General features: G+C 60.1%; 25 protein-coding genes. 15 read left to right on the top strand and 10 right to left on the bottom strand.

The features are described from left to right. Nucleotides 1-45 precede the first annotated feature (45 nt). Nucleotides 46-735, top strand: coding sequence for a rhomboid family intramembrane serine protease (locus ACZ1G7_RS07880; protein ID WP_472663267.1), 690 nt, complete (start codon nt 46-48; stop codon nt 733-735). A 73-nt stretch (nt 736-808) separates the two neighbouring features. On the opposite strand, the gene ACZ1G7_RS07875 is transcribed toward ACZ1G7_RS07880, so the two are convergent. The 4 genes from ACZ1G7_RS07875 to ACZ1G7_RS07860 all read right to left on the bottom strand — a co-directional run bounded on the left by ACZ1G7_RS07875 (nt 809) and on the right by ACZ1G7_RS07860 (nt 6,740). Beyond that, nucleotides 809-1,108 carry an immunity protein TriTu family protein gene (locus ACZ1G7_RS07875; protein WP_472663693.1) on the bottom strand — a complete coding sequence of 100 codons (300 nt, stop codon included), beginning with the start codon at nt 1,106-1,108 and terminating at the stop codon, nt 809-811. 148 nt (nt 1,109-1,256) lie between these two features. Continuing rightward, nucleotides 1,257-2,777 carry a murein biosynthesis integral membrane protein MurJ gene (murJ, locus tag ACZ1G7_RS07870; RefSeq protein ID WP_472663692.1) on the bottom strand — a complete coding sequence of 507 codons (1,521 nt, stop codon included), beginning with the start codon at nt 2,775-2,777 and terminating at the stop codon, nt 1,257-1,259. Between the two features lie 17 nt (nt 2,778-2,794). Beyond that, on the bottom strand, nt 2,795-5,563 hold the full coding sequence (locus ACZ1G7_RS07865) for a [protein-PII] uridylyltransferase (protein WP_472663691.1): 2,769 nt from the start codon (nt 5,561-5,563) through the stop codon (nt 2,795-2,797). Between the two features lie 13 nt (nt 5,564-5,576). After that, a complete protein-coding gene (locus tag ACZ1G7_RS07860) occupies nt 5,577-6,740 on the bottom strand; it encodes a penicillin-binding protein activator (protein ID WP_472663266.1) in 1,164 nt (387 codons plus the stop codon). A 113-nt stretch (nt 6,741-6,853) separates the two neighbouring features. Here ACZ1G7_RS07860 and rsmI point away from each other — a divergent pair, with 113 nt between their 5' ends. From rsmI to gshB, 3 genes are all read left to right on the top strand, one after another. Then, nucleotides 6,854-7,717 (top strand): 16S rRNA (cytidine(1402)-2'-O)-methyltransferase, encoded by an 864-nt coding sequence (gene rsmI / locus ACZ1G7_RS07855; protein ID WP_472663265.1) that lies wholly within the window; start codon nt 6,854-6,856, stop codon nt 7,715-7,717. Further along, complete coding sequence (locus tag ACZ1G7_RS07850) at nt 7,714-8,067, top strand: YraN family protein (RefSeq protein ID WP_472663264.1); 354 nt, start codon at nt 7,714-7,716, stop codon at nt 8,065-8,067. The genes rsmI and ACZ1G7_RS07850 overlap by 4 nt, the downstream gene beginning before the upstream one ends. Before the next feature lie 90 nt (nt 8,068-8,157). Then, on the top strand, nt 8,158-9,099 hold the full coding sequence (gshB, locus tag ACZ1G7_RS07845; RefSeq protein WP_472663263.1) for a glutathione synthase: 942 nt from the start codon (nt 8,158-8,160) through the stop codon (nt 9,097-9,099). Between the two features lie 128 nt (nt 9,100-9,227). On the opposite strand, the gene ACZ1G7_RS07840 is transcribed toward gshB, so the two are convergent. The 4 genes from ACZ1G7_RS07840 to cobU are packed head-to-tail and all read right to left on the bottom strand — an operon-like array spanning nt 9,228 to nt 12,829. Next, nucleotides 9,228-10,730 (bottom strand): YifB family Mg chelatase-like AAA ATPase, encoded by a 1,503-nt coding sequence (locus ACZ1G7_RS07840; protein WP_472663262.1) that lies wholly within the window; start codon nt 10,728-10,730, stop codon nt 9,228-9,230. Nucleotides 10,731-10,778: 48 nt separating this feature from the next. Then, nucleotides 10,779-11,654, bottom strand: a complete 876-nt coding sequence (locus tag ACZ1G7_RS07835; RefSeq protein ID WP_472663261.1) for a glutathione S-transferase — start codon at nt 11,652-11,654, stop codon at nt 10,779-10,781. A gap of 60 nt (nt 11,655-11,714) precedes the next feature. Next, the gene (locus ACZ1G7_RS07830) at nt 11,715-12,290 is read right to left on the bottom strand and encodes a histidine phosphatase family protein (RefSeq protein ID WP_472663260.1); all 576 of its coding nucleotides are present in this window, start codon (nt 12,288-12,290) and stop codon (nt 11,715-11,717) included. After that, nucleotides 12,287-12,829, bottom strand: a complete 543-nt coding sequence (gene cobU / locus ACZ1G7_RS07825; RefSeq protein WP_472663259.1) for a bifunctional adenosylcobinamide kinase/adenosylcobinamide-phosphate guanylyltransferase — start codon at nt 12,827-12,829, stop codon at nt 12,287-12,289. Before cobU ends, ACZ1G7_RS07830 begins: the two co-directional genes overlap by 4 nt. A 92-nt stretch (nt 12,830-12,921) precedes the next feature. Between cobU and ACZ1G7_RS07820 the strand changes: the two genes are divergently transcribed. The 9 genes from ACZ1G7_RS07820 (at nt 12,922) to ACZ1G7_RS07780 (ending at nt 20,187) form a co-directional block, all read left to right on the top strand. Further along, nucleotides 12,922-13,803: an RNA polymerase factor sigma-32 gene (locus ACZ1G7_RS07820; protein ID WP_472663258.1), complete on the top strand. Its 882-nt coding sequence runs from the start codon at nt 12,922-12,924 to the stop codon at nt 13,801-13,803. Continuing rightward, a complete protein-coding gene (locus ACZ1G7_RS07815) occupies nt 13,775-14,605 on the top strand; it encodes a ChaN family lipoprotein (protein ID WP_472663257.1) in 831 nt (276 codons plus the stop codon). Before ACZ1G7_RS07820 ends, ACZ1G7_RS07815 begins: the two co-directional genes overlap by 29 nt. 60 nt (nt 14,606-14,665) lie before the next feature. After that, complete coding sequence (gene coaBC, locus ACZ1G7_RS07810; protein WP_472663256.1) at nt 14,666-15,859, top strand: bifunctional phosphopantothenoylcysteine decarboxylase/phosphopantothenate--cysteine ligase CoaBC; 1,194 nt, start codon at nt 14,666-14,668, stop codon at nt 15,857-15,859. Further along, nucleotides 15,856-16,314: a dUTP diphosphatase gene (gene dut, locus ACZ1G7_RS07805; RefSeq protein WP_472663255.1), complete on the top strand. Its 459-nt coding sequence runs from the start codon at nt 15,856-15,858 to the stop codon at nt 16,312-16,314. The genes coaBC and dut overlap by 4 nt, the downstream gene beginning before the upstream one ends. After that, the gene (locus tag ACZ1G7_RS07800) at nt 16,314-17,357 is read left to right on the top strand and encodes a HesA/MoeB/ThiF family protein (protein ID WP_472663254.1); all 1,044 of its coding nucleotides are present in this window, start codon (nt 16,314-16,316) and stop codon (nt 17,355-17,357) included. The genes dut and ACZ1G7_RS07800 overlap by 1 nt, the downstream gene beginning before the upstream one ends. Nucleotides 17,358-17,551: 194 nt before the next feature. After that, complete coding sequence (locus ACZ1G7_RS07795; protein ID WP_472663253.1) at nt 17,552-18,055, top strand: type III secretion system chaperone family protein; 504 nt, start codon at nt 17,552-17,554, stop codon at nt 18,053-18,055. Between the two features lie 30 nt (nt 18,056-18,085). After that, a complete protein-coding gene (gene proC / locus ACZ1G7_RS07790) occupies nt 18,086-18,895 on the top strand; it encodes a pyrroline-5-carboxylate reductase (protein WP_472663252.1) in 810 nt (269 codons plus the stop codon). Between the two features lie 3 nt (nt 18,896-18,898). Continuing rightward, a complete protein-coding gene (locus ACZ1G7_RS07785; protein WP_472663251.1) occupies nt 18,899-19,237 on the top strand; it encodes a tRNA-binding protein in 339 nt (112 codons plus the stop codon). Next, nucleotides 19,237-20,187 carry a 2-hydroxyacid dehydrogenase gene (locus ACZ1G7_RS07780; protein ID WP_472663250.1) on the top strand — a complete coding sequence of 317 codons (951 nt, stop codon included), beginning with the start codon at nt 19,237-19,239 and terminating at the stop codon, nt 20,185-20,187. The genes ACZ1G7_RS07785 and ACZ1G7_RS07780 overlap by 1 nt, the downstream gene beginning before the upstream one ends. Here ACZ1G7_RS07780 and ACZ1G7_RS07775 read toward each other — a convergent pair whose 3' ends face one another. Continuing rightward, complete coding sequence (locus ACZ1G7_RS07775) at nt 20,188-20,766, bottom strand: thymidine kinase (protein WP_472663249.1); 579 nt, start codon at nt 20,764-20,766, stop codon at nt 20,188-20,190. Nucleotides 20,767-20,924: 158 nt separating this feature from the next. Between ACZ1G7_RS07775 and ACZ1G7_RS07770 the strand changes: the two genes are divergently transcribed. Continuing rightward, a complete protein-coding gene (locus tag ACZ1G7_RS07770) occupies nt 20,925-21,377 on the top strand; it encodes a hypothetical protein (RefSeq protein WP_472663248.1) in 453 nt (150 codons plus the stop codon). A 150-nt stretch (nt 21,378-21,527) separates the two neighbouring features. Further along, the gene (locus ACZ1G7_RS07765) at nt 21,528-21,938 is read left to right on the top strand and encodes a BrnA antitoxin family protein (RefSeq protein WP_472663247.1); all 411 of its coding nucleotides are present in this window, start codon (nt 21,528-21,530) and stop codon (nt 21,936-21,938) included. Here ACZ1G7_RS07765 and ACZ1G7_RS07760 read toward each other — a convergent pair. Next, complete coding sequence (locus tag ACZ1G7_RS07760) at nt 21,935-22,225, bottom strand: hypothetical protein (RefSeq protein ID WP_472663246.1); 291 nt, start codon at nt 22,223-22,225, stop codon at nt 21,935-21,937. The two genes, ACZ1G7_RS07765 and ACZ1G7_RS07760, sit on opposite strands and share 4 nt — an antisense overlap. Nucleotides 22,226-22,411: the final 186 nt, after the last annotated feature.

The raw sequence follows: 22,411 nt of genomic DNA, 5'->3' as shown, positions 1-22,411 counted from the left end.
ATCGCTTAGCTATTGCCCAAACCCAGGTCAACCGGAGCAGGCAAGATGTACAACCCAAATGCGGATGAAAGCCCGTTCAACCCGTTGCCAACGGTGGTCATTGCGCTCGCCATGGTCATGGCCGCGGTAGAGATCGTCTTGCAAGCAGGCGAAAGTGGGTTGGTAGGCGGGCCCGGCGCCATCGGCTGGCGCATCGCCGCGATGCAGGATTACGCCTTCATCCCCTCGCTCTGGAGCTACATGTTGGAAACCGGCCAGTTCCCGCCTGAGCACCTGCTGCGTTTCGTGACTTACCCCTTTATCCACGGCTCCTTCACGCATGCGGCCTTCGCGGTGGTGATCGTGCTGGCCATCGGCAAAGTGGTGGGGGAGGTGTTCTCGCCCATAGCCTTTCTGGCAATGTTCTTTTTGTCTGCCATTTTCGGCGCGCTGGTCTTCGGGCTGATCACCGATGCGACTGTGCCCTTGGTTGGCGCCTATCCCGGAGCCTATGGGCTGATCGGCGGATTTACTTTCCTGCTTTGGGTGCAACTGACACAGCTTGGCCAAGACGGCAAAAGCGCCTTCACGCTGGTAGGGTTCTTGCTGGGCATCCAGCTCGTCTTCGGCGTTCTCTTTGGCGGCGGGCTTGACTGGATCGCAGATGTGGCCGGCTTCGTCTGCGGCTTCTTGCTGTCCTTTCTGGTCAGCCCCGGCGGCTGGTCACGGGTCTTGGAAAAGATGCGCAACAGATAGCGTCAGCTATTGGGCCGCAAGGTCGGGTCTGCGGACAAAGCTGCCGTTCCAGCTTGGTGCTACGCTCCCGTACTTAGTCGATAGTCCTGACGACTTGTGCTCGGAAATCCGCGAAAGCGCCTATCAGTTCCGTCTCAGACCCAATATCGTAGTGGTTTGCAAAGACTTCGGCGCCCGACACGATTTCCAAGACCTCGCAAAATGCTGTGCCTTGTTCCCAGTAGGTAAGCCGACCAACTGCTGAGTTACTCTCGAATTCAACGTATACCGCCGGATTTGACGTCGGCTTACAAATCACCAGTCTGGGGTTTGGCAAAGCGGGGAGCAGTTGATGTTTGGCAAGCTCTGAAAACTGTCCGACGGATGGAGTCATCGACTTCACAAAACCAAACCTAAACTTTGTAGCCAACTTGTTGCCGGTTTGGCCGACCGTCAACACGCCAGTAGACTTGGAACATCGCCGCTGTTTCCTTTTATCTGCTAAGGGCTCATTGCCGCCGTAGAAAATCTGGTTGCTCCCTCTAACGCCGCAGCGCCTGCCTGATTTCGCTGGGGTGGAACGCTCCCAATGCCTTTCCGACAAGCACGTAAAACGCCCCGCCGCCGATCAGTAAAATCGCGAGTGCCGGGTACCGCACGCCGGGGGAGCCGAGCGCTTGTAGCAGCACGATCTGCAGAACATAAAGCATACCCCCCATCAAAAGGGACGCGATTACGATCCGTGGCATGCGCTTGGAAAACCGTGCATCCATTCGCGCCGCCGTGCCGAATTTGCGTGCCGAGCGCCACAAAAGCCACGCCATGGTCCAGCCTGCCAATGTGGTCGCCAGTGCTGCGGCGAGGTAGTCGAGATAGGCCCACAATCCAACGGCAATCACCGCATTCACAACCATAGCGACCACAGCGAAATAGAATGGGCGCTTCGTGTCTTCGCGGGCAAAGAAGATCGGCTGGTATATCTTTTGCAGAACAAACGCCGGAAGCCCCAGCCCGTAAACTGCAACAGCCAGAGCGGTCGCCGCCGCGTCATCCGACGTAAACGCCCCGCGCTCAAACAGGACCGAGATGATCGGCAAAGGAACCACCATTAAGGCCACTGCGCAAGGCAGGGTCAGGGCCAAAGCGACCTCACCTGCGCGGCTCAGGGCTTCTTGCCCACCGGCCTCATCGCCCGCTTGTAGACGGCGTGACAGCTCCGGCAACAGCACCACCCCAATCGCAATCGCGACGACGCCCAAAGGCAGCTGATAGAGGCGGTCCGCGTAGTTTACCCATGCAATCGCGCCCTCCGTCCAACTGGCCACATTGCGCCCGACCAGCAAGTTGATCTGCACCACGCCGCCTGCAAGCGCTGCGGGTGCGGCAATGATCGCCAGGCGTTTCAGCTCCGGCGTCATGCGCGGGCGGGTCGGGATCAGCCGGTATCCTGCTTTGGCGGCGGCCCACCAGACCAGTGCAAGCTGTGCTATGCCCGCAACGGGTACCGTCCAGGCGAGCGTCAAACCAAGGTCGAAGCCCAAGTAATAAGCCCCGCTTACCGCGACAATGAAAAGGATGTTGAGCAAAACCGGTGCGGCAGCAGCGGCTACAAACCGACCGGTCGCGTTCAAAACGCCAGACAAAAGCGCGGCCAGTGAGATGAACAAGATATACGGAAACGCGATGCGTCCAAACAGCGTTGCCAGCTCTAGCCGCTCATCGGCGGCAAATCCTGAGGCCATCAAAAGCACCAGCCCGGGCATGAAAATCTGGGCCAATGCGGTGAACACGATCAAGAGCGTCGCCAGCCCCGTAAAGGCGTCACGCGCGAATTCATGTGCGCCGTCACCGCTTTCGACTTTTTTCGAAAACATCGGCACGAAGGCCATGTTGAACGCGCCTTCCGCGAAAAAACGTCGGAACATGTTGGGCAAGGAGAAGGCGATGAGAAATGCCTCGGCAACCGGTCCCGCGCCGAGAAAGCCCGCGATCAGAACGTCGCGCACGAAGCCCAGAATGCGAGATAAAAGCGTCCAGATCCCGACCGTGGCAAAGCCGCGCATCAACCCGGACGGCTTGCTCACGGTTTGGCCCTTTCGACGCCCTGCGTGATCGCTGCGCGCAGTTTTTTCTCGATGCTGGCCTGCTTGTCTTTGGCGTGGAACTTCAACCCGAACATGTCCTTGACGTAGAACGTGTCTACCACCTGCTCGCCGTAAGTCGCTATCACGGCAGAGGCGATGTAGATGTTCGACGCCGCCAGGGTCCGTGTCAGATCGAACAGCAATCCGGGCCGGTCGCGGGTGTCGACTTCGATGATCGTGTAAATCTCCGAGCCGTCATTGTCGAAAGTGATCGAGGTGGGCACGCGGAATTGGCTTTCACGTTTCTTGACCTTGTCACGCGGCGCAAGCGCATCGCGGGCCAGTACTTCGCCCTTCAACGTCTTGTCGATCATGTTTTTCAGGCGCGGCAGTTTGCTCGCTTCATAGGGGTGGCCTTCAATGTCTTGCACCCAGAAAGCAGAGGTCACGAAGCCGTCTTTTGTGGTGTAGGTTCTTGCGTCAACGACATTGGCCCCGACAAGGGCAAGTGCGCCGCAAATGCGTGAGAAAATGCCGGGGTGATCGGCCATGGCAAAGCAAACGCGCGTCGCGTCGCGATCCTCATCGGGGGTCAGACGTGTTTGAATGTCCTCCGTCGCAAGCCCAAGCAGCAATTCCGCAAAATCAACATGGGCGGTGACATGCAGGCCTTGCCAATAGGGTGGGTAATGGCGCTGGGTTTCGCGACGCAAGGCTTTGCTGTCCCAGCCGGGAAGCGCCTCGCGCAGATTGCGTTTTGCCTCCGACCCGCGTGCTTCGCGGTTCAGCGCTTCCATCCCGTCCTCAAGGCCGCGCTTGGTCTGTCGATATAGCGCCCGAATGAGCGAGGCTTTCCAATTGTTCCACGTATTGGGCCCGACGCCGCGAATGTCGCACACGGTCAGCACGCAAAGCAGGTCGAGCCGTTTGACCGTTTTGACCGCCTTGGCAAAGTCGCGCACGGTGCGCGGGTCGGCAATGTCGCGCTTTTGGGCCATATCCGACATCAGCAAATGGTAGCGCACCAGCCATTCGACCGTTTCGCATTCCTCAGCGTTCAGGCCCAATCGCGGGGCGACTGTGCGCGCAATCTTGGCGCCAAGGATGGAATGGTCCTCGTCGCGGCCTTTGCCCATGTCATGGACCAGCAGGGCCACATAAAGCACCCGACGGTTGATCCCGCGCTTCAAGATGGAGGAGGCGACCGGAAGCTCTTCGATCAGCTCTTCGCGCTCGATTTGCGCCAACACAGAAATCGTCTGGATCGTATGCTCATCGACTGTGTAGCTGTGATACATGTTGAACTGCATCATCGCGACGATCTTGCCAAATTCGGGGATGAACGCGCCCAGAACGCCCAGCTCATTCATCCGGCGCAGCGCACGTTCCGGGTTGCCGTGCTTGAGCAGCGTATCAAGGAAGATTTTCGCAGCGTCCTTGTTCCACCGGGTTTTCTCATCCAGCAAATGCAGGTTGGCGTCGATCAGCCGCATCAGGTCGGGGTGAATCAAGTAGCCCGTGCGCAGTGCTTCTTGGAACACCCGCAACAGGTTGAGCGGGTCGCGCAAGAACGTCTTTGGCCCGGAAATATCCAGCCGGTTCTGGCGCAGCTTGTAGCCGGGTTTCAGCTTTTTGCGGCGCGCGTTGCGGAACATGGAAAAGAAGGTGGGCTCTTGTTTGACATGCTGGGCTTCCAGATCGGTCAGGATGATCCGGGTCAGCTCGCCCACGCGGGTGGCGTGGCGGAAGTAATCCTGCATGAAATGCTCAACCGCCCGCCGGCCGCCATGGTCGCGATAGCCCATGCGGGAGGCGACCTCTACCTGCATGTCGAAGCTCAGGACCTCATTGGCGCGGTTTGAGGCCAGGTGCAGATGCGACCTTGTGGCCCACAGGAAATTCTCCGCGGCGGCAAAATCTTCGCGCTCCTCTTCGGTGAAAACCTTGGCGTCCACCAACCCCGCGACTGTTTTGACGTGGCGGGTATATTTTGCAATCCAGAACAGCGATTGCAGGTCGCGCAGCCCGCCTTTGCCCTCTTTGATATTGGGCTCCACAAGATAGCGTTGCCCGCCATGGCGCTTCAGCCGGTCTGAGCGCTCGCTCAGCTTAGCCTCGACAAATTCGCGCTTGGTGTTGTCGAACAGCTTGGTCCAAAGCTTTTCGTCCAGCTCGGTCGCAAGTGCCGCGTCGCCCGCAATCAGCCGATGTTCCAACAGCGCGGTACGGATGGTGAAATCTTCCCGCGCAAGCCGCAGGCAGTCATTGACCGTGCGTGAGGCATGGCCGACTTTCAGCTTCAAATCCCACAGGATGTAGAGCATGGATTCGATCACGCTCTCTGCCCAGGGCGTTATTTTGTAGGGCGTCAGAAACAGCAGATCGACGTCCGAAAACGGTGCCATTTCCCCGCGCCCATACCCGCCAACGGCCATCAGGGACAGCCGCTCAGCTTCGGTCGGATTGGGCAGCGGATGCAGATATGTTTGCGCCACGTGCAGCGCCGCGCGCACCAGCCCGTCTGTGAGATAGGTGTAGGAATGGGTCAGCGGGTAGGCCGCCATCGGCTCCGCCACAAAGGCCTGCGCAATGTGCTCGCGGCCCAGCGCCATAGCGTCTTTCAACGTGGTCACGGTGGCGGCACGTATCGATTTCGCGTCGGTGGCATCAGACATGGCCACCTCTAGCGTTTTGCGCACCGCGTCCGCGTCAAAGATCTGTTGCGCGGGGCAAATCAGGTCGCCCAGATCGGCGGGCGACCCCATCAGCGATAAAGGATCAGAACCCGCCAGTGCTGAAGGATTTTGGAGCTGGGTCAATGATCTGGACCTGCGCGTCAGTTACTTGGGCCACGGCCAGAGCACGTTCGATGGTGCCATCCGCTTTCAGGCGGAATACCCCGTTCACCCCGGCAAAACCAGAGGCTTGCGTCAGGTTTGCGGCTGTAGGCGCCAGGTCTTTGGCGGCCAAAGCGCCGATTGCCGCTACGCCGTCATAGCCAAGCCCCGCAATCGCGCCAGGCGAAAACCCGTGCACCGCTTGGTAGCGCGCGTTGAATTGCGCCGTCAGGTTGGGGTCGGGCAGGGCGAACCAACCGCCTTGCAGGCCGCTCAGCTGCAGGGTCTGGGGCGGCACGTTCCAAGGCGTCAGGCCGATATATTTGGTGCTGGCCGGGTTGATGCCTTGTGACGGCAGCAATTCTGCAAGAAACGGCAGAGCGCCGGCGCTGCCATCGGTGATCATGATGGCATTGGCCGCATTGTCGCGCACGCTGGCCTTGATCTTCGGCATGGCCGAAGCGATGCCCGGCTGGCTGAATTCGAACGAGCCGTCGCCGACCACTTGCACGCCCGCATTGCCAGCTGCCCGCGCAATGGATGCGCGCGCGATCTGGCCCACAGGCGTGGTCGGATGCACGATCACCAGCCGGTTGCGCCCTTGGGCCGCGGCGTAGCGCATCAGCCGCGTCGCGGTGTTGTCAAATGTGTTGCCCAGCACGAACAGGTTGCCGCCCGCGATAGACGTGTTGTTGGAAAAGGCCAAAACACTGATGCCGGATTCCTGGGCTGCAACGGCCGCGGCATTGGCCGCATCAGACCGTAGCGGGCCCAAGATCACATCGGCCCCGTCCGCAATGGCTTGTTGCGCGGCGCTTGCGGCACGCGCGGACTGGCCTGCGGTCGGATACACCGTGATCTCAATCGTGCCGCCAAGGTCAGCTGCTGCAAGTCGCGCGGCGTTTTCCAGCGAGCGCGCAATCGCGTCGTCGCCGCTGTTGGGCGAGCCGTAGGGCACCAAAAGCGCAACCTTGCGGTCTGCACCGGGCGTTGTCACTGGCGATGTCGTGGGGGCGGGCAGGTCGCAGGCGGCGACGATGGCTGCCAGCCCAAGCGCGGCCCCCCAACGCGCGCCCTTGCGCACGGCTTTGAAAAGGTTGAACATCGTCGAAATCTCCTTGCTCCCCACTGGCGCGCGCATGACGCTTCCAGACTGTCTGAGCGCAAACTAGGCGTTCCGGGGAAGCAAGTAAATGTGAAGGATGGCGCAAAATTCCCATGACAGCGGCAAATCGCGTAGCTCTGGCGCCGGGGCTCTACTTTCTGGCAACTCCGATTGGCACGGCGCGCGACATCACGCTGCGCGCGCTTGATATCTTGGCCTCTGCTGACGTGTTGGCGGCAGAAGACACGCGGTCCTTGCGCAAACTGATGGACATTCACGGCGTGCCCTTAGAGGGCCGCCCGCTGATCGCCTATCACGACCACAATGGCGGTGCCGCGCGGCCAAAATTGTTGCGCGCCTTGGAAGAAGGTAAATCCGTGGCCTACGCCTCGGAGGCCGGAACGCCCCTGATCGCTGACCCCGGCTACCAGCTTGGCCGCGCGGTACGTGAGGCGGGCCATCTGGTCACGGCAGCGCCGGGCCCTTCGGCAGTTCTGAGCGCACTTGCCATCAGCGGGCTGCCCACGGACAGCTTCTTCTTTGCAGGTTTTGCACCCAACGCATCAGGGCCGCGCCAAACCTTCTTTCGCACGCTGGCAGAGGTGCCGGGCACGCTGGTTTTTTACGAGTCCCCCAACCGTGTTGCGAAATCTCTGGCCGATATGGTCAAGGTGTTCGGCCCGGAGCGGGAAGCCGTCATGGCCCGCGAATTGACCAAGAAATTTGAGGAGGTCTGCCGCGCGCCGTTGGGCGAGCTGGCGCAGGACATGGCGGCGCGCAAGCTAAAGGGTGAGGTCGTGTTGCTGGTGTCGCGCGGCGCGCAGGTCGTACTTGATGAAAGCTCTCTGGAAAAAATGCTGCTTGAGGCGCTGAAAGAGGGCTCTGTTAAAGATGCCGTAAATCTTGTCGTGCAAGAAACGGGCGAGAAACGCCGCAAAATCTATCAGATGGCGCTGAAGCTTGGGGATGACATATGAGCGGGATCGTCAGCTACCATGCCGGGTTAAGCGCAGAGGACTGCGTTGCGCGGCGTTATGTCGAGAATGGGTATGCGATCACCGCAAACCGGTTTCGTGGCGCCGGCGGCGAGATTGATCTGATAGCAGAACGTGACGGCGAATTGGTCTTTGTCGAAGTCAAGAAAAGCAAAACCCATGCCTCCGCCGCTGAACGGTTGCTGCCACGCCAGGTCGCGCGGCTGTTTGCGACAGCGTCAGAATTTCTGGCAAAAATGCCAAATGGCCAAAACACTGTCAGCCGCTTTGACGTTGCATTGGTCGACAGCGCTGGTCGCGTCGACATTTTGGAAAACGCGCTCTCCGCGTAACAGCGCACATCCCCTTTGCGCGGATCACGCATTGCCAGCCCCACAACTTCGCGGCATGTAGAGCCTGTCAAACGGACAGGAGACAGCGCCATGGCCCTCAAAGTTGCGATCCAGATGGACCCGATCGACGCGATTGATATCGACGGCGACAGTAGCTTTCGCATCGCCGAAGAAGCGCAGACCCGCGGTCATGAGCTGTTTTTCTATACGCCCGACCAACTTGCCTACCGCGAAGGCCGTGTCTTGGCGAAAGGCTGGCCGCTGACGGTGCGGCGCGAAAAGGGCAACCACTTTTCTTTAGGTGAAAAGCAGGAAATCGACCTCGCTGATTGGGACGTCGTGTGGCTGCGCCAAGACCCGCCTTTTGACATGGGCTACATCACGACAACGCATCTTTTGGACCGCATTCACCCGAATACCTTGGTCGTCAATGACCCGACATGGGTGCGCAACTGGCCTGAAAAGCTGAAAGTGCTCGACTACCCCGACCTGACCCCGCCCACAATGATTGCGCGCGATCTGGACACGCTGAAAGCCTTTCGCGACACGCATGGGACCGTGATCCTCAAGCCACTTTACGGCAATGGCGGCGCGGGCGTGTTCAAGTTGGGGGCGGATGACAGCAACATCAATTCGCTGCATGAGCTGTTCACCGGCATCAATCGCGAACCGCTGATCATGCAGAAATTCCTGCCCGATGTGTCAAAGGGCGACAAACGAGTGATCCTGGTGGATGGCGAACCCGTGGGCGGCATAAACCGGGTGCCCGCCAAGGGTGAGACACGGTCGAACATGCATGTCGGCGGCAGGCCAGAGCCGACCACCCTGACCGAGCGCGATTTAGAGATTTGCGCACGGATCGGCAAAGATCTGAAAGACCATGGCCAGGTATTCGTCGGCATCGACGTAATCGGCGGCTGGCTGACGGAGATCAATGTGACATCCCCCACAGGCCTTCAGGAATTGGAGCGCTTTGACGGGGTCAATGTCACCGCCAAAATCTGGGAAGCGATTGAGGCGAAACGCGGCTAACGGCGCGGTTTTGGAACTTTCGCACGCGAAAGCTTTTTGGCTAAGTCGTTGAAAGAAACCAGTCGGGACGCAGCTAGTTTGGTTTGGCAACGCTATGTTTTATATAGGTTTTGTTAACTTTTACGAGGCTAGGCCGCCACGCGAAAACTGACGGCCTCAGCCACATGGTTCGACAAGACCTGCTCGGATCCGGCCAGATCGGCAATCGTGCGTGAGACGCGCAAAATGCGGTGGTAGCTGCGTGCAGACAGCCGGAAATGCTCCGCCGCGCGGGTCAACAAAGCCGCGCCTTCCGCGTCCGGGGTGGCGACTTTTTTTAGGAATTCGCCCTCAATATCGGCATTCACGCGCAGCTCAGGGTGGTCGCAATATCGCGCGGTTTGCAACGCCCGCGCCTTCGCAACGCGCGCGGCGACCACGTCTGACGTGTCACCGCTTGCTGGCAAATCGAGATCGGTGAACGCGACGGGCGGCACGTCAATGCGCAGATCAAACCGGTCCATCAGCGGGCCGGAAATTTTGCCCATATAGTCTTCGCCGCAGCCGGGGACGCGGGCGCAAGCGCGTTCAGGATCGGACATGTAGCCGCAGCGACACGGGTTGGCGGCGGCCACCAGCATGAATTTGCAAGGGTATTTCACATGCGCATTGGCGCGCGCGACGACGACGTCGCCGGTTTCGATGGGTTGGCGTAGGGTCTCCAACACGGCGCGGGGGTATTCGGGAAATTCGTCCATGAACAAAACGCCGTTATGCGCCAACGAAATTTCACCGGGTTTTGCGCCGCGCCCACCGCCAACGATGGCCGCCATTGAGGCGGTATGATGCGGCGTGCGGAACGGGCGGTCGCGTGAGATGCCGCCTTCTTTTAAGAGCCCGGCCAACGAATGGATCATCGAGGTTTCCAAAGCCTCTTCCGGCATAAGCGGCGGCATGATGCCGGGCAAGCGCGCGGCGAGCATGGATTTGCCGGACCCCGGCGTGCCGACCATCAGCAGGTGATGCCGTCCGGCGGCGGCGATTTCCATCGCCCGTTTGGCGCGTTCCTGACCTTTGACGTCGCGCATGCATTTGGCATGCGTGGCACTGGCGACCTCCCCCGGAAGCGCGGTTTGCAGTGGCTTTTGGCCAGTAAAATGCTGGATGCAGGCATGTAAGGACGCCGCACCCAGAACTTGTGTGCTGTCTACCCACGCGGCTTCGGGGCCGCAGGTGTCGGGGCAAAGAAGTACGCAGTTTTCTTCGGCCGCGGCGAGGGCGGCGGGCAGGGTGCCGAGGACCGGAACCAGCGACCCGTCGAGCGACAGCTCCCCCAATGAGACCACGCCCGCGACATCTTCTACGGGCAGAATGTCAATCGCCGCAAGCAAGCTCAACGCGATGGGCAGGTCGAAATGGGAGCCTTCCTTGGGCATGTCTGCGGGCGACAGGTTGATCGTGACGCGCTTGGACGGCATCGCGATGGAAAGCGCAGACAGCGCGCTGCGCACCCGGTCACGGGCTTCACTGACGGCTTTGTCGGCAAGGCCAACGATGGAAAAGGAGGGCAGCCCGGGTGCGACGGCGCATTGCACCTCGACCATCCGCGCTTCGATCCCCTCAAAAGAAACTGTGTATGTGCGCGCGACCATGACCCATCCAAACCGACTCAACTTGGTTAACGGGTACGGAAGGATGGTTTATGTTTCGTAAATTGCCATGAAGGCGGGCCATGCGGCGGCGTCTATGACAGTTTTGTCGCGGCAAAAGGCGTTGCAGAAGCCGAAAACCCGACCCTCGATCCGCGCAAAATCCGTCACGGGCTTGCCAGAATAGGGGCAAACGTCGTTTACGGACGGGCCGTCCTCAACGCTCTCTGCCACCAGTGGGGTGGGGCCAGGCCAGATGGTTTGCGGAAAATCGCGGTTGTACCAAAGCAGTTCGGTCCCGCCCGCCAACCCCATGGCGCGCCAACGGCGCAACGCGGGATCGTTAAGGTGAGCGTCAACGTAGGTTTGCGCCTCCGGGCTTACCTTCAGGCCGTATCCTGCGATGCGCATAGCAATGGGAGCGTAAAACGCGTCGGCAATCGAATAGCCACCGGCCAACCATGGACCATCTGGCGCGGTCGCGGCGCGGGCGCGCGACCAGATATCTTCGATGCGGGCCAGGTCTTTTGCCACATCATCCGGAACAGGTACGTCTGTGTAAGCGGCGCCCAGATGCATTGGGCAATATTCGCGCAGCGCGCCGAAGCCTGCATGCATTTCAGACGACAGGTTTCGCGCAATCGCGCGGGCGCTGGGGTCTGCGGGCCAAAGGGCGAGGTCGGGGTGACGCGCCGCGAGTTCTTCGGCGATTGCGAGTGATTCCGAGATCACCGTGCCATCTTCGAGGCGCAAGGTTGGGACAGTGCGCGCCGGGGCGACGGCGGTCATTTGTGCCGCGACGCTTTCGGGTTTGTTGAAATCAACAAAATGCGTGCGCTTGGGGATTTCGAAAATCTCGAACAAAAGCCAAGCACGAAGCGACCAGCTGGAATAGGTGCGGTCGCCGAGGTAAAGATCATAATCCATACCGCGAAGCTTAAGCGGGGTGGCAGCGCATTGCCAAACCGCAATTTTTGGAGCGCTCCATCACGCGATTTGATTGACGCCGTTCACCGACCAATTGCCTGCCGCGAATGTCAGTTGCGTAAGCGATAGCGGCTCTATCTCTTGCGCAAGGGTTTGGTAGGCCGTTTTGCCGGAGGCGCGTTGCAGTTGCGTCAGGATGATGCCGAAATGGGCGACGGCGATGATGTCGCTATGCCCTTGCGCGTTGAGATCGTCGACGACCTGCGCTGCCCGCGCGGCGGCGGCATTCCAGCTTTCACCGCCCGGTGGCGCGACGTCGCCGGGGTCTTCCCAGTAGGCGCGTGACAGCTCAGGGTGGCGTTCGGACACCTCGCTGAAATGGAGGCCATCCCATTCACCGAAATTGAATTCCCGTAGCCCAAAGGCATGCGGCAAGCGTGTGAGCGCGCCTTGCAGCGCGTCGGCGGTTTGAATGGTGCGCCTCAGATCGGAAGAGATCATGACGGCGCTTTTTGGTAGCAATTCTTGTAGGCGCGCAATTTGGTCCGTGTCGCTCAGATCCGCAGGAACATCGCGCCAGCCGGTGAAACTGCGTTGATGCGTGGGCCCGTGGCGTATCCACCACCAGCGCGTCATGTGAGGCCTTCGGGCAGCGTACCTTTTAGCACCAGTGGCAGTCCGACCGTGACTTGGACCACCAAATCGGCCCGCTTGGCGAGAATGCGGTTTAACTGGCCCTGCGTTTGGCGAAACCGGCGGGCGAGCGCATTGTCGGGCACGACGCCCTGGCCGACCTCGTTTGTCACAATAACGACCGGGTAGCTCAAGCCATCGAGCGCCGAGATAAGCTTTTCAGCCTCCCGATCCAGATCGGCGTTTTGCATCATCAGGTTCGACAGCCACATGGTCGCGCAATCCACCAATGCAACCCCGCCGGCGGGCAATTCGGGCAGTGCGCCGGCCAGATCGAGCGGCTCTTCGAATGTGGTCCAGCCGTCTTCGGATCGGGCGTCTTTATGGGCCTCAATCTTGGCTTCCATTTCGGCGTCAAAGGCTTGCCCTGTCGCGACATAAAACCGGGGCCGGGAGGAGGCGCGCACCAGCGCTTCGGCGAAGTCTGATTTGCCCGACGCGGCCCCGCCGGTCACAAGGCTGATGGGCGAAAGTTGGGTCACCTTGAAATTCCTTTGATCCGACTTAGTGCACCCTCCGTATCAATCATGAGAAACGCCAAAAGGCTACGTAAAACTGACAGTGGAGAAAGCATATGGCTCTGGATGCAGACTACGACCGCACGTTATCTCGGACCGCGATGAAGGCGGAGCTTTTGGACGCGGAAACGGAACTCCGATTGGCCTACGCCTGGCGCGACGAGCGCGACGAGGAAGCGTTGCACCGCCTGATCACCGCTTACATGCGCCTCGCGATTTCGATGGCCGCCAAGTTCAAACGCTACGGTGCGCCGATGAACGACCTTATCCAGGAAGCGGGTCTGGGCCTGATGAAAGCCGCAGACAAATTTGACCCGGATCGCGGCGTGCGGTTTTCGACATACGCCGTGTGGTGGATTAAAGCGTCGATTCAGGACCACGTGATGCGCAACTGGTCTATGGTGCGCACCGGTTCGACATCGTCGCAAAAGTCGCTGTTTTTCAACATGCGCCGAGTACAAGCCCAGCTGGAGCGCGAAGCTGCACAACGCGGCGAAACGCTGGACCGGTTCCAACTGCGCGAGATGATCGCCGTCGAAGTGGGCGTGCCGCTACATGACGTGGAGATGATGGAGGGGCGCCTGTCGGGCTCCGATTTTTCGCTGAATGCGACACAATCGACCGAAGACGAAGGCCGCGAATGGATTGACGCGCTGGAAGATGACAGCCCGCAAGCCGCCGAACATGTCGAACATGAGCATGACACCGACACTTTGCGCCGCTGGCTGGTTGAGGCTATGACCAAGCTCAATGAGCGTGAACAATTTATCATTCGGGAGCGCAAACTGCGCGACGGGCCGCGGACGCTGGAAAGCCTTGGCAACGAGCTGGGCCTTAGCAAGGAGCGCGTGCGCCAGTTGGAGGCAGGTGCCTTTGCAAAGATGCGCAAGTCCTTGGAGCGTGACGCCAGTGAGGTGCAGGAGTTTCTGGCGCATTAACCTGATGCGCCAGTTCTGCCTTGTGATTGTGCTGGCGCTTGCCCCGTTTGCGGCTGCGGCCTCAGACCCCATGGCGGTCGCGATTCCCAGTGATGCGGACATCTACCTTTTGGGCGAGATCCACGACGACACGCGTCATCACCAAAAACAGGCGGCGATTGTGAAAGGGTTGCAGCCCCGCGCCATCGTGTTTGAGATGCTGCCCGCACCGCTTGAATTGGACCTGTCCGCGGTTGATGTACGCGATTTGGACGCGCTGGACGCGGCGCTTGGCTGGTCCAATTGGGGTTGGCCCGATCTGGAAGCCTATCAGCCGATTTTTGTCGCCGCCCGTGACGCGCTTGTGTTCGGGATGGCCTTGCCACGATCCGAGGTTAAGCGCGCCATAAGTGATGGCGCCGCTGATGTCTTCGGTGCTGATGCGGAGACCTACGGATTGACGGAAGCGCTACCGCCTTCGCAACAAAAGACCCGCGAAACGCTGCAAGATGAGAGGCATTGCAACGCTCTGCCACCCGAAATGCTGCCGGGCTTTGTCGAGGCGCAGCGCCTGCGGGACGCGGGTTTTGCCCGCCGAACATTGCAGGCGTTGGAAAGCACAGGCGGGCCTGTCGTTGTGATCACCGGCAATGGGCATGTCCGCGACTGGGGCATGCCTGCGTTTTTGGCCCGCGTTTCGCCGGATGCCAAGGTGGTCGCACTGGGCCAAGTTTATAGCGATGCGGAGGCGGGCGCCTACACCCATACCATGCTAAGCGAGCCAATTGAGCGTGAGGCCGACCCCTGCGCCGCGTTCCAATGATTGCCCTGACCCGCCAAAGCCCTTACCTATCATAGCGTTGACGGGTGAAGGACCATTCCCATGCTGGCTGGAAAACGCATTTTGCTGATCATTGGCGGCGGCATTGCCGCGTTCAAATCGCTGGACCTGATCCGGCGGTTGCGCGAGCGCGGCGCGACAGTGACACCGGTTTTGACCAAAGCGTCCGAGGAATTTGTGACGCCGTTAAGCGCGTCTGCCTTGGCCTCGCAAAAAGTCTACCGCGACCTGTTTGACCTGACCGACGAGGCCGAAATGGGCCATATCGAACTGTCGCGCGCCGCCGATCTTGTGGTCGTGGCCCCTGCCACAGCGGATTTGATGGCAAAAATGGCGGGCGGGCATGCGAATGACCTGGCCTCCACCCTTTTGATGGCCACCGATAAGCGCGTGTTGATTGCACCGGCCATGAACGTGCGCATGTGGGAGCATCCCGCGACCCAGCGCAATTTGGCGACATTGCAAGGCGACGGGATTTTGGTCGTGGGCCCCGATGAGGGCGACATGGCCTGTGGCGAATACGGGCCGGGCCGCATGTCTGAGCCTTTGGCGATTGTCGCTGCGGTCGAGGCCGCGCTGATGGATGGGCCGTTGAAGGGCAAGCGTGTCTTGGTGACCTCTGGTCCCACGCATGAGCCGATCGACCCGGTACGCTATATTGCCAACAGATCTTCCGGCGCGCAGGGTACGGCAATCGCGCGGGCGCTGTCTGCTTTGGGCGCGCAGGTGAGTTTTGTGACCGGCCCGGCGGATGTACCGCCGCCATTGGGTGTGGATGTGATCCGGGTCGAGACCGCTCAGCAGATGTTGGAAGCGGTCGAGGGCGCGCTGCCCGCCGATGCCGCTGTCTTCGCCGCAGCCGTCGCAGATTGGCGTATGGCAGAAGCTGCGAGCAGCAAGATTAAGAAAGGCAAAGACGGCACGCCGCAGCTGGAATTCGCGGAGAACCCGGACATTTTGGCGACCGTGTCGCAGATGAAAAAAGGGCGGCCCGGTTTGGTGGTCGGCTTTGCGGCCGAGACCGACGACGTTATTGAGAATGCTACCGCGAAGCGGAAACGCAAAGGCTGCGACTGGATCATCGCCAATGACGTGAGCCCGGAGACAGGGATCATGGGCGGGTCGGAGAACGCGGTGACGTTGATTTCCGTTGACGGGGCAGAGGCCTGGCCGCGCATGAGCAAGGAAGATGTGGCCCGCAAGATTGCGGCCCAGATCGCGGATGCGCTCGCGTGACGCCGGTTCTGCGGATTGTCTGGACCGAAAGCGCGGATCAAACGCTGGGCCTGCCACGATATGAGACGGCAGGTGCGGCGGGGGCCGACCTGCGTGCGAATTTCGACGATCGTGGCGGGATTGAACTTGCTCCGGGCGCGCGGGCTTTGATCCCCACGGGGCTGCGGTTGGCGATCCCTGAAGGGTTTGAGGCGCAGATCAGGCCCAGATCAGGGTTGGCGCTGAAACATGGGATTAGCCTGCCGAACACGCCCGGCACAATTGACAGCGACTATCGCGGGGCATTGGGGGTGATCGTGATCAACCATGGGACGGAGCCGTTTCGCATCAACCATGGCGACCGGATCGCGCAGTTGATCGTAGCCCCGGTGGTGCAGGCGCTGTTTGAGTTGGCGGAGAATTTGGACGACACCGCGCGGGGCGTGGGTGGCTTCGGATCAACGGGACGAGGCTGATGTTCGTTGTCTTGTTGATCATGGCTGGGCTCTACGTGCTGGGCGGCTATATGGGCGCGTCAAAACAAGCGCGGCTGATGTTACCGGCACTGGTCTTGCTGGCGGTTTTGTTGATCCAAGCGACCTTGCCTGCAGGCAATACATTGAAAGAGGCAACCGGCGGGAGCCTCGCCAATTGGTTGATTGTATTAGCGTTGGGCGCGTTGGTGCTGGCTTACCGGTATGGCCTGTCGAAACTACGGGCACGTCATGAGAAGACAGAGGCGGTTCTGGCCCCTCAAACAGGAACATTTTCGGATGCGGAACTCAACCGGTATGCGCGCCATATAGTATTGCGCGAAGTCGGCGGGCCGGGACAGAAAAAGCTGAAAAATGCGAAGGTTCTGGTGGTGGGCGCAGGTGGCCTAGGCGCGCCGGCATTGCAATATCTGGCGGCCGCTGGTGTTGGCACGATTGGGATCATTGACGACGACACGGTCTCTGTCAGCAATTTGCAGCGGCAGGTCATTCATCGGGACGATGATATAGGGAGGCCAAAGGTGCAATCGGCGATGGACGCTTTGCGGGCGCAAAACCCGCATGTTTCCATTAAAACCTATAACCGTAGGCTAGACGCTGAGATTGCGCCTGAATTGATCGCGGAGTTTGATTTGGTGCTGGATGGGTCCGACAATTTTGAAACGCGCTATTTGGTGAACGCGTCTTGTGTGGCGGCGGGCGTGCCGCTGGTTTCCGCCGCGATCACGCAATGGGAAGGGCAGATCAGCCTCTATGACCCCGCGCAGGGCGCGCCGTGCTACGCCTGTGTTTTCCCGAAAACGCCCGATGCGTCGCTGGTGCCAACCTGCGCGGAAGCGGGCGTGATCGGCGCATTGCCGGGCGTGGTCGGCGCGATGATGGCTACCGAGGCGATCAAATGGATCACTGGCGCAGGTGAGACGCTGTCGAGCCGCCTGATGATCTACGACGCGCTTTACGGTGAGACCCGGGTGATCAGCGCCAAGAAGCGCCCGGACTGCGCGGTTTGCGGAACTGGTGGATAACTCGCCATAAATAGCGAGGTATTTAGGCAAAACCACAATCTCTTGTGGGCAAACCCAAATAAAGCCTTTACAGAGTCCGCGCTTCGGCACACCATATGTTGTAAGGGGCGCAAAAACCGTAGCGACCCTTTGATTTGGACCCAGTGTTTAGCGGCGATCAACGCGGCAAACACCAGAGCAGTTAGGGGCCGCATATGTCGCAGCTTGACCATTACCTTGAGACCGAGGACCTTCACCCTATCGATCTGGTGGAAACCCTCGCGGAACATCATGACTGGGATTTCGACCGCATTGCCGAGGACCAGATCGCCATGGCCATCGAAGGCCAGTGGCGCACCTATTCCATCACCCTGGCCTGGTCCGGCTATGACGAGACCCTGCGCATGGTTTCCACCTTTGAGATGGAGCCGCCAGAGGAGCGGATGCCAGCGTTGTATGAGGTGCTGAACCGCGCCAATGACCAGACCTGGACGGGCGCATTCACCTATTGGCGGGCGCAGAAGCTGATGGTGTTCCGCTACGGGTTGCTGCTGTCTGGCGGAGCAGGCGCGGGCGCGGACCAGATCGACCGGATGCTAAGCGCGGCCGTGCTGGCTTCCGAGCGGTTCTATCCGGCGTTTCAGCTGGTTTGCTGGGGCGACCGAACCCCGGCGGAAGCGATGCAGGTTGCCATTGCGGAGGCCTACGGGCGCGCCTAATCTTTGCCCTCGAATGACGCGAGGGCAGATATGGATTTATCAGACGTAAACCGCCGCGGGCTTGTGCTTTTGGGCTGCGGCAAGATGGGATCGGCCCTGTTGCAGGGCTGGCTGGCGCAAGGCGTTTTGCCGAGTGCTGTGCATGTAATCGATCCGCACCCCTCGGAGTGGCTGCTCGCGCAGGGCGTGGGCGTGAACGGCGATTTGCCTGCCGCGCCCGCCATCGTGTTGATCGCCGTGAAGCCGCAAATGATGGGCGACGCGTTGCCCAGCTTGCAGGCGTTTGGCGCGGACACGGTCTATGTCTCGATTGCTGCCGGAACCGCGATTGCTGCGTTTGAAGCGGCGTTTGGCGCGGGTGCGGCGATCATACGCTCCATGCCCAACACACCTGCCGCCGTTGGGCGCGGTATCACCGCAATTGTCGGCAACGCCAATGCGACGCCGGCGCAAATGGATTTGGCGGAAGGTCTGCTCGGCGCGGTCGGCCAAGTGGTGCGGCTTGACGAAGAAGACCAGATCGATGCCGTGACGGGCGTCTCAGGCTCGGGCCCTGCCTACGTCTTTCACATGATCGAGACGCTGGCAGCCGCGGGCGAGGCGGAGGGTTTGAGTGCGGAATTGTCGATGCAACTGGCCAAGGCCACGGTCGCAGGCGCGGGGCATCTGGCGATGGAAGCGACCGAAAGCCCCACCCAATTACGCATCAATGTCACCAGCCCAAATGGCACCACGCAGGCGGCGTTGGAGGTGTTGATGGACGAAGAAAACGGATTGCCAGCGCTTCTGCGGCGCGCGGTCAAAGCCGCCGCGTCGCGCGGGCGCGAATTGAAAGGCTAGGCCATGGCGCAGATCACATTCGACGATTTCGCGAAGGTCGACATTCGCGTGGGCCAGATCACTCGGGCAGAACCTTTCCCCGAGGCGCGCAAGCCCGCGATCAAGCTCTGGGTCGATTTTGGCCCGGAAATTGGTGTGAAAAAAAGCTCGGCGCAGATCACGGCGCATTATTCTGTTGACGATCTTCCCGGTAAACGGGTGCTCGCGGTGGTTAATTTTCCGCCGCGCCAGATTGGGCCGGTGATGTCGGAGGTGTTGGTCCTAGGCGTGCCGGACGCGGAGGATGAGGTGGTTCTGCTGACCCCCGACAAAGACGTGCCTTTGGGCGGGAGGATGTATTGATGAAGAGGTTGCTGATTTCGAAAAAACTGCCGGAAAGCGTGCTGGAAGCGGCGCGCGACCGGTTCGATGTGACCCTGCGGGAGACGGAGGCCTCGATGACCGAGGCTGAGGTCACGCACGCGTTGGAGCAGTTCGACATCGTCCTGCCGACGCTTGGGGACCAGTTCAGTACCGCCGCGATCAACGCGGCCAACGAACCGCGCTGCGGGCTGATTGCCAATTTCGGGGTAGGCTACAACCATATTGACGCTGCAACGGCGCAGGCGCGTGGAATCGCGGTAACGAACACGCCGGGTGCCGTCACGGATGCGACGGCCGATATCGCTTTGATGTTGATCCTGATGACCGCGCGGCGCGCGGGAGAGGGTGAACGGATGGTACGCGCGGGTGAGTGGATTGGTTGGCAACCCACGCAGATGCTGGGGATGCATATCAGCGGCAAAACCGTCGGGATCATCGGCATGGGCCGCATCGGACAGGCGATCGCGCATCGCTGTCGGGCAGGGTTTGGCTGCAAAATCGTCTTTGCGAACCGGTCTGAAAAGACAGTGGAGGGGGCTACGCAACTGGCGTCCCCCAATGCTGTGGCAGAGGTCGCCGATATCGTGGTTCTGGCCACGCCGGGCGGCGCTCAGACGCGTCACCTGATCGGGGAAAGTTTCTTTGACGCGATGCAATCCCACGCCATCCTCGTTAATATTTCACGCGGCGATGTAATCGACGAGGCGGCCCTGATTTCAGCTCTGGAAGACGGCATCATCGGCGGCGCCGGGCTGGATGTCTATGAGCAAGAACCGGTCGTGCCCGAAGCACTGATGGCAATGGAAAACGTGACGTTGTTGCCGCATCTGGGCACCGCAGCCTTGGAAGTTCGCGCGGATATGGGGCGGATGGCGCTTGCCAATGTCATCGCTTTTGCGGAAGGCGCGGAGCTGCCAAACCCGGTCTAGCTACCTTCCAACGGCCTCACGCCAGTGACGGCGGCATAGCGAGGCATAGGTCTCATTGCCACCGACCTGCACCTGCGCGCCATCTGTCAGCGCTTTGCCGTCGGACCCCTTTCGGATCACCATCGTGGCCTTCTTTCCGCAATGGCAGATCGTGCGAACCTCCCGCATCTCGTCGGCCAAAGCGAGCAGTGTGGCAGAGCCGGGAAACAGCTCGCCCCTGAAATCGACGCGCAGACCATAGCACATGACCGGCACATTCAGATCATCGACCGCGCGGGCCAATTGCCAGACCTGATCCTTCGACATCCACTGCGCCTCGTCGACCATCACACAGGCGATTGGGCCTTTGTCCAGCCGCGCGGCGATCATAGCGTAGAGATCCGAGCTGTTGCCATACATGTCAGCCGGGCGCGCGATGCCGATGCGCGACCCGATCTGCCCGGAGCCGGCGCGGTCGTCGAAATTTGCGGTCAGCAAATAGGTTTCCATGCCCATTTCCTGGTAGTTATGGGCGGCTTGCAGCAGCAGCGTCGACTTGCCGGCATTCATCGTGGAATAGTGGAAATAGAGCTTGGCCATGCCGTGTGATTAGCGCGCCGGAAAACCCGTTGCAAGCAACGCTGCCGACGCTACGGCAGCGGAATTTTTGCTAGACTTTGCAAGGATTTGCCTTAATGGGAATGCAGCGCTATTTTTCACCTTCTGGGGAAGTCTGAAACGTCGCGATAGGGAGTGGCATGAGCGAGAATTACAGATATTTGCGCAAGCATACGGAGGCCCTCGTCAAGGATGTGGGGCTGCAGATGGCTTGTGAGCTAACGGGGCGGTCCAAGGCCACTTTGGGACGCTATTATTCGGACGCCGAAGAGCATTCGGATCGGTTTATGCCGATTGATGCGGTGGTCGCTTTGGAGAGCAAATCTTCCTACCCGCATGTCACCTCTGCCTTGGCGGAGGTGAACGGTAACCATCTGAATAAAAGCGATTATTCGGGGCGGAACACCGACACGGTGAACTCTGATATTGTCAATCTGGCGCAAAGATTTGCGCAGTTGATGAGCGAATATAACATCTCGATCGAAGATGGTGTCATCACCGCGAATGAGGCCAAACGGATGCTTCAGGAAACGCTGGCGCTGCAGAAGGTGCTGGTCGAAATGAAGCTTCATCTGGAAGAAGAATCCAACTGATCCGAGTGCGTTAACCTTCGCGGCTTTGGAAAGAATCAGGCGTACACAGCCCGTACACAACGCGTACACACCCCGTCGTGACACGGTGGTGTGACGCGTCGTTAACCTTTGGGTGGCAATAATCGGCCTCTTTCACCAAAGGGGGCCTTTATGGGTGAGCCGACGATACGCAAAAAGATGACGCGCGGGCAGCGCAACCACCATTCCGAACTGGTCGATCTGATGCGTCAGATGACGTTCGATCTGCACCACCGCGCCTTTGCGGAGGGGTTCGCATTGCCGTCCGGCTGGCAAGAGATTGCGGACCAGCCGGCGCGGCCGGGCAAGGAACGGATGACGCTGCGGCTGGACGCGGATGTGGTCAAATTCTTCCGCGCCACGGGGCAGGGATTTCAAACCCGCATGAACGACGTGCTGCGCGCCTATATGAAAGCGCGGCTGAGCGGGTTGCTGGAGGACAGCGCCCGATGGGACGACTATACCGACGGTGTGCGGTACGAGGAGCGGCCTTTGCCGGGCACATATAATCCGGCGACGGGGTCAAATGATGGCGGAGCTTAGAGCCCGCTGGGGACGGAATAGAGGATGTAGCCGTCTTTGCGGGCGACTTCCTGCGCGCCGGTGTCGGTGACGAAAACGCCGAGGTTTTCCATGTCTTCGGGGCAGCCGACGAGATCGGCAGTGTGGTCGAGAAATTCGCCGGTGAAGTCATTTTCACCGAGGCGGCGGCATTGGTCGCCCTCGGCCCGGTAGCCGTCCCCGAAGAAGGGGAGGTCGGTCTCCGGAGGGGTCATGGGGGCGCAGGCGGCGAGGAGGGCAGCGGTGGTGATCAGGATTGTGGGGCGCATGAGAAAACTCCTTCTTGGGAAATGAAGGGAGCTTAGCATGGGCTTGGCATTTTCGTGAATTTTGACGGATTTGAGGCCGACCCGCATGCGGGGAGTCTTGTAACGGTTTGATATTGTTTTATTTTTGAAACTTTTTAACGAGTTGGAAAGGTCTGGTTTTGAGGTGTTTGTCGTTGGGCTGGTGGG

This window comes from Litoreibacter sp. JB4-2 (genome assembly GCF_055693445.1).
Note: the sequence above shows the minus strand (reverse complement) of the source record. Positions and strands in the feature narration are given on the sequence as shown.

Bases quoted from the DNA above. Each gene is read 5' to 3' on its own strand.
- ACZ1G7_RS07880 (WP_472663267.1), top strand. From the start codon at position 46: ATGTACAACCCAAATGCGGATGAAAGCCCGTTCAACCCGTTGCCAACG.
- ACZ1G7_RS07875 (WP_472663693.1), bottom strand. From the start codon at position 1,108: ATGACTCCATCCGTCGGACAGTTTTCAGAGCTTGCCAAACATCAACTG.
- murJ (WP_472663692.1), bottom strand. From the start codon at position 2,777: ATGCGCGGCTTTGCCACGGTCGGGATCTGGACGCTTTTATCTCGCATT.
- ACZ1G7_RS07865 (WP_472663691.1), bottom strand. From the start codon at position 5,563: ATGGGGTCGCCCGCCGATCTGGGCGACCTGATTTGCCCCGCGCAACAG.
- ACZ1G7_RS07860 (WP_472663266.1), bottom strand. From the start codon at position 6,740: ATGTTCAACCTTTTCAAAGCCGTGCGCAAGGGCGCGCGTTGGGGGGCC.
- rsmI (WP_472663265.1), top strand. From the start codon at position 6,854: ATGACAGCGGCAAATCGCGTAGCTCTGGCGCCGGGGCTCTACTTTCTG.
- ACZ1G7_RS07850 (WP_472663264.1), top strand. From the start codon at position 7,714: ATGAGCGGGATCGTCAGCTACCATGCCGGGTTAAGCGCAGAGGACTGC.
- gshB (WP_472663263.1), top strand. From the start codon at position 8,158: ATGGCCCTCAAAGTTGCGATCCAGATGGACCCGATCGACGCGATTGAT.
- ACZ1G7_RS07840 (WP_472663262.1), bottom strand. From the start codon at position 10,730: ATGGTCGCGCGCACATACACAGTTTCTTTTGAGGGGATCGAAGCGCGG.
- ACZ1G7_RS07835 (WP_472663261.1), bottom strand. From the start codon at position 11,654: ATGGATTATGATCTTTACCTCGGCGACCGCACCTATTCCAGCTGGTCG.
- ACZ1G7_RS07830 (WP_472663260.1), bottom strand. From the start codon at position 12,290: ATGACGCGCTGGTGGTGGATACGCCACGGGCCCACGCATCAACGCAGT.
- ACZ1G7_RS07820 (WP_472663258.1), top strand. From the start codon at position 12,922: ATGGCTCTGGATGCAGACTACGACCGCACGTTATCTCGGACCGCGATG.
- coaBC (WP_472663256.1), top strand. From the start codon at position 14,666: ATGCTGGCTGGAAAACGCATTTTGCTGATCATTGGCGGCGGCATTGCC.
- ACZ1G7_RS07800 (WP_472663254.1), top strand. From the start codon at position 16,314: ATGTTCGTTGTCTTGTTGATCATGGCTGGGCTCTACGTGCTGGGCGGC.
- ACZ1G7_RS07795 (WP_472663253.1), top strand. From the start codon at position 17,552: ATGTCGCAGCTTGACCATTACCTTGAGACCGAGGACCTTCACCCTATC.
- proC (WP_472663252.1), top strand. From the start codon at position 18,086: ATGGATTTATCAGACGTAAACCGCCGCGGGCTTGTGCTTTTGGGCTGC.
- ACZ1G7_RS07785 (WP_472663251.1), top strand. From the start codon at position 18,899: ATGGCGCAGATCACATTCGACGATTTCGCGAAGGTCGACATTCGCGTG.
- ACZ1G7_RS07780 (WP_472663250.1), top strand. From the start codon at position 19,237: ATGAAGAGGTTGCTGATTTCGAAAAAACTGCCGGAAAGCGTGCTGGAA.
- ACZ1G7_RS07775 (WP_472663249.1), bottom strand. From the start codon at position 20,766: ATGGCCAAGCTCTATTTCCACTATTCCACGATGAATGCCGGCAAGTCG.
- ACZ1G7_RS07770 (WP_472663248.1), top strand. From the start codon at position 20,925: ATGAGCGAGAATTACAGATATTTGCGCAAGCATACGGAGGCCCTCGTC.
- ACZ1G7_RS07765 (WP_472663247.1), top strand. From the start codon at position 21,528: ATGGGTGAGCCGACGATACGCAAAAAGATGACGCGCGGGCAGCGCAAC.
- ACZ1G7_RS07760 (WP_472663246.1), bottom strand. From the start codon at position 22,225: ATGCGCCCCACAATCCTGATCACCACCGCTGCCCTCCTCGCCGCCTGC.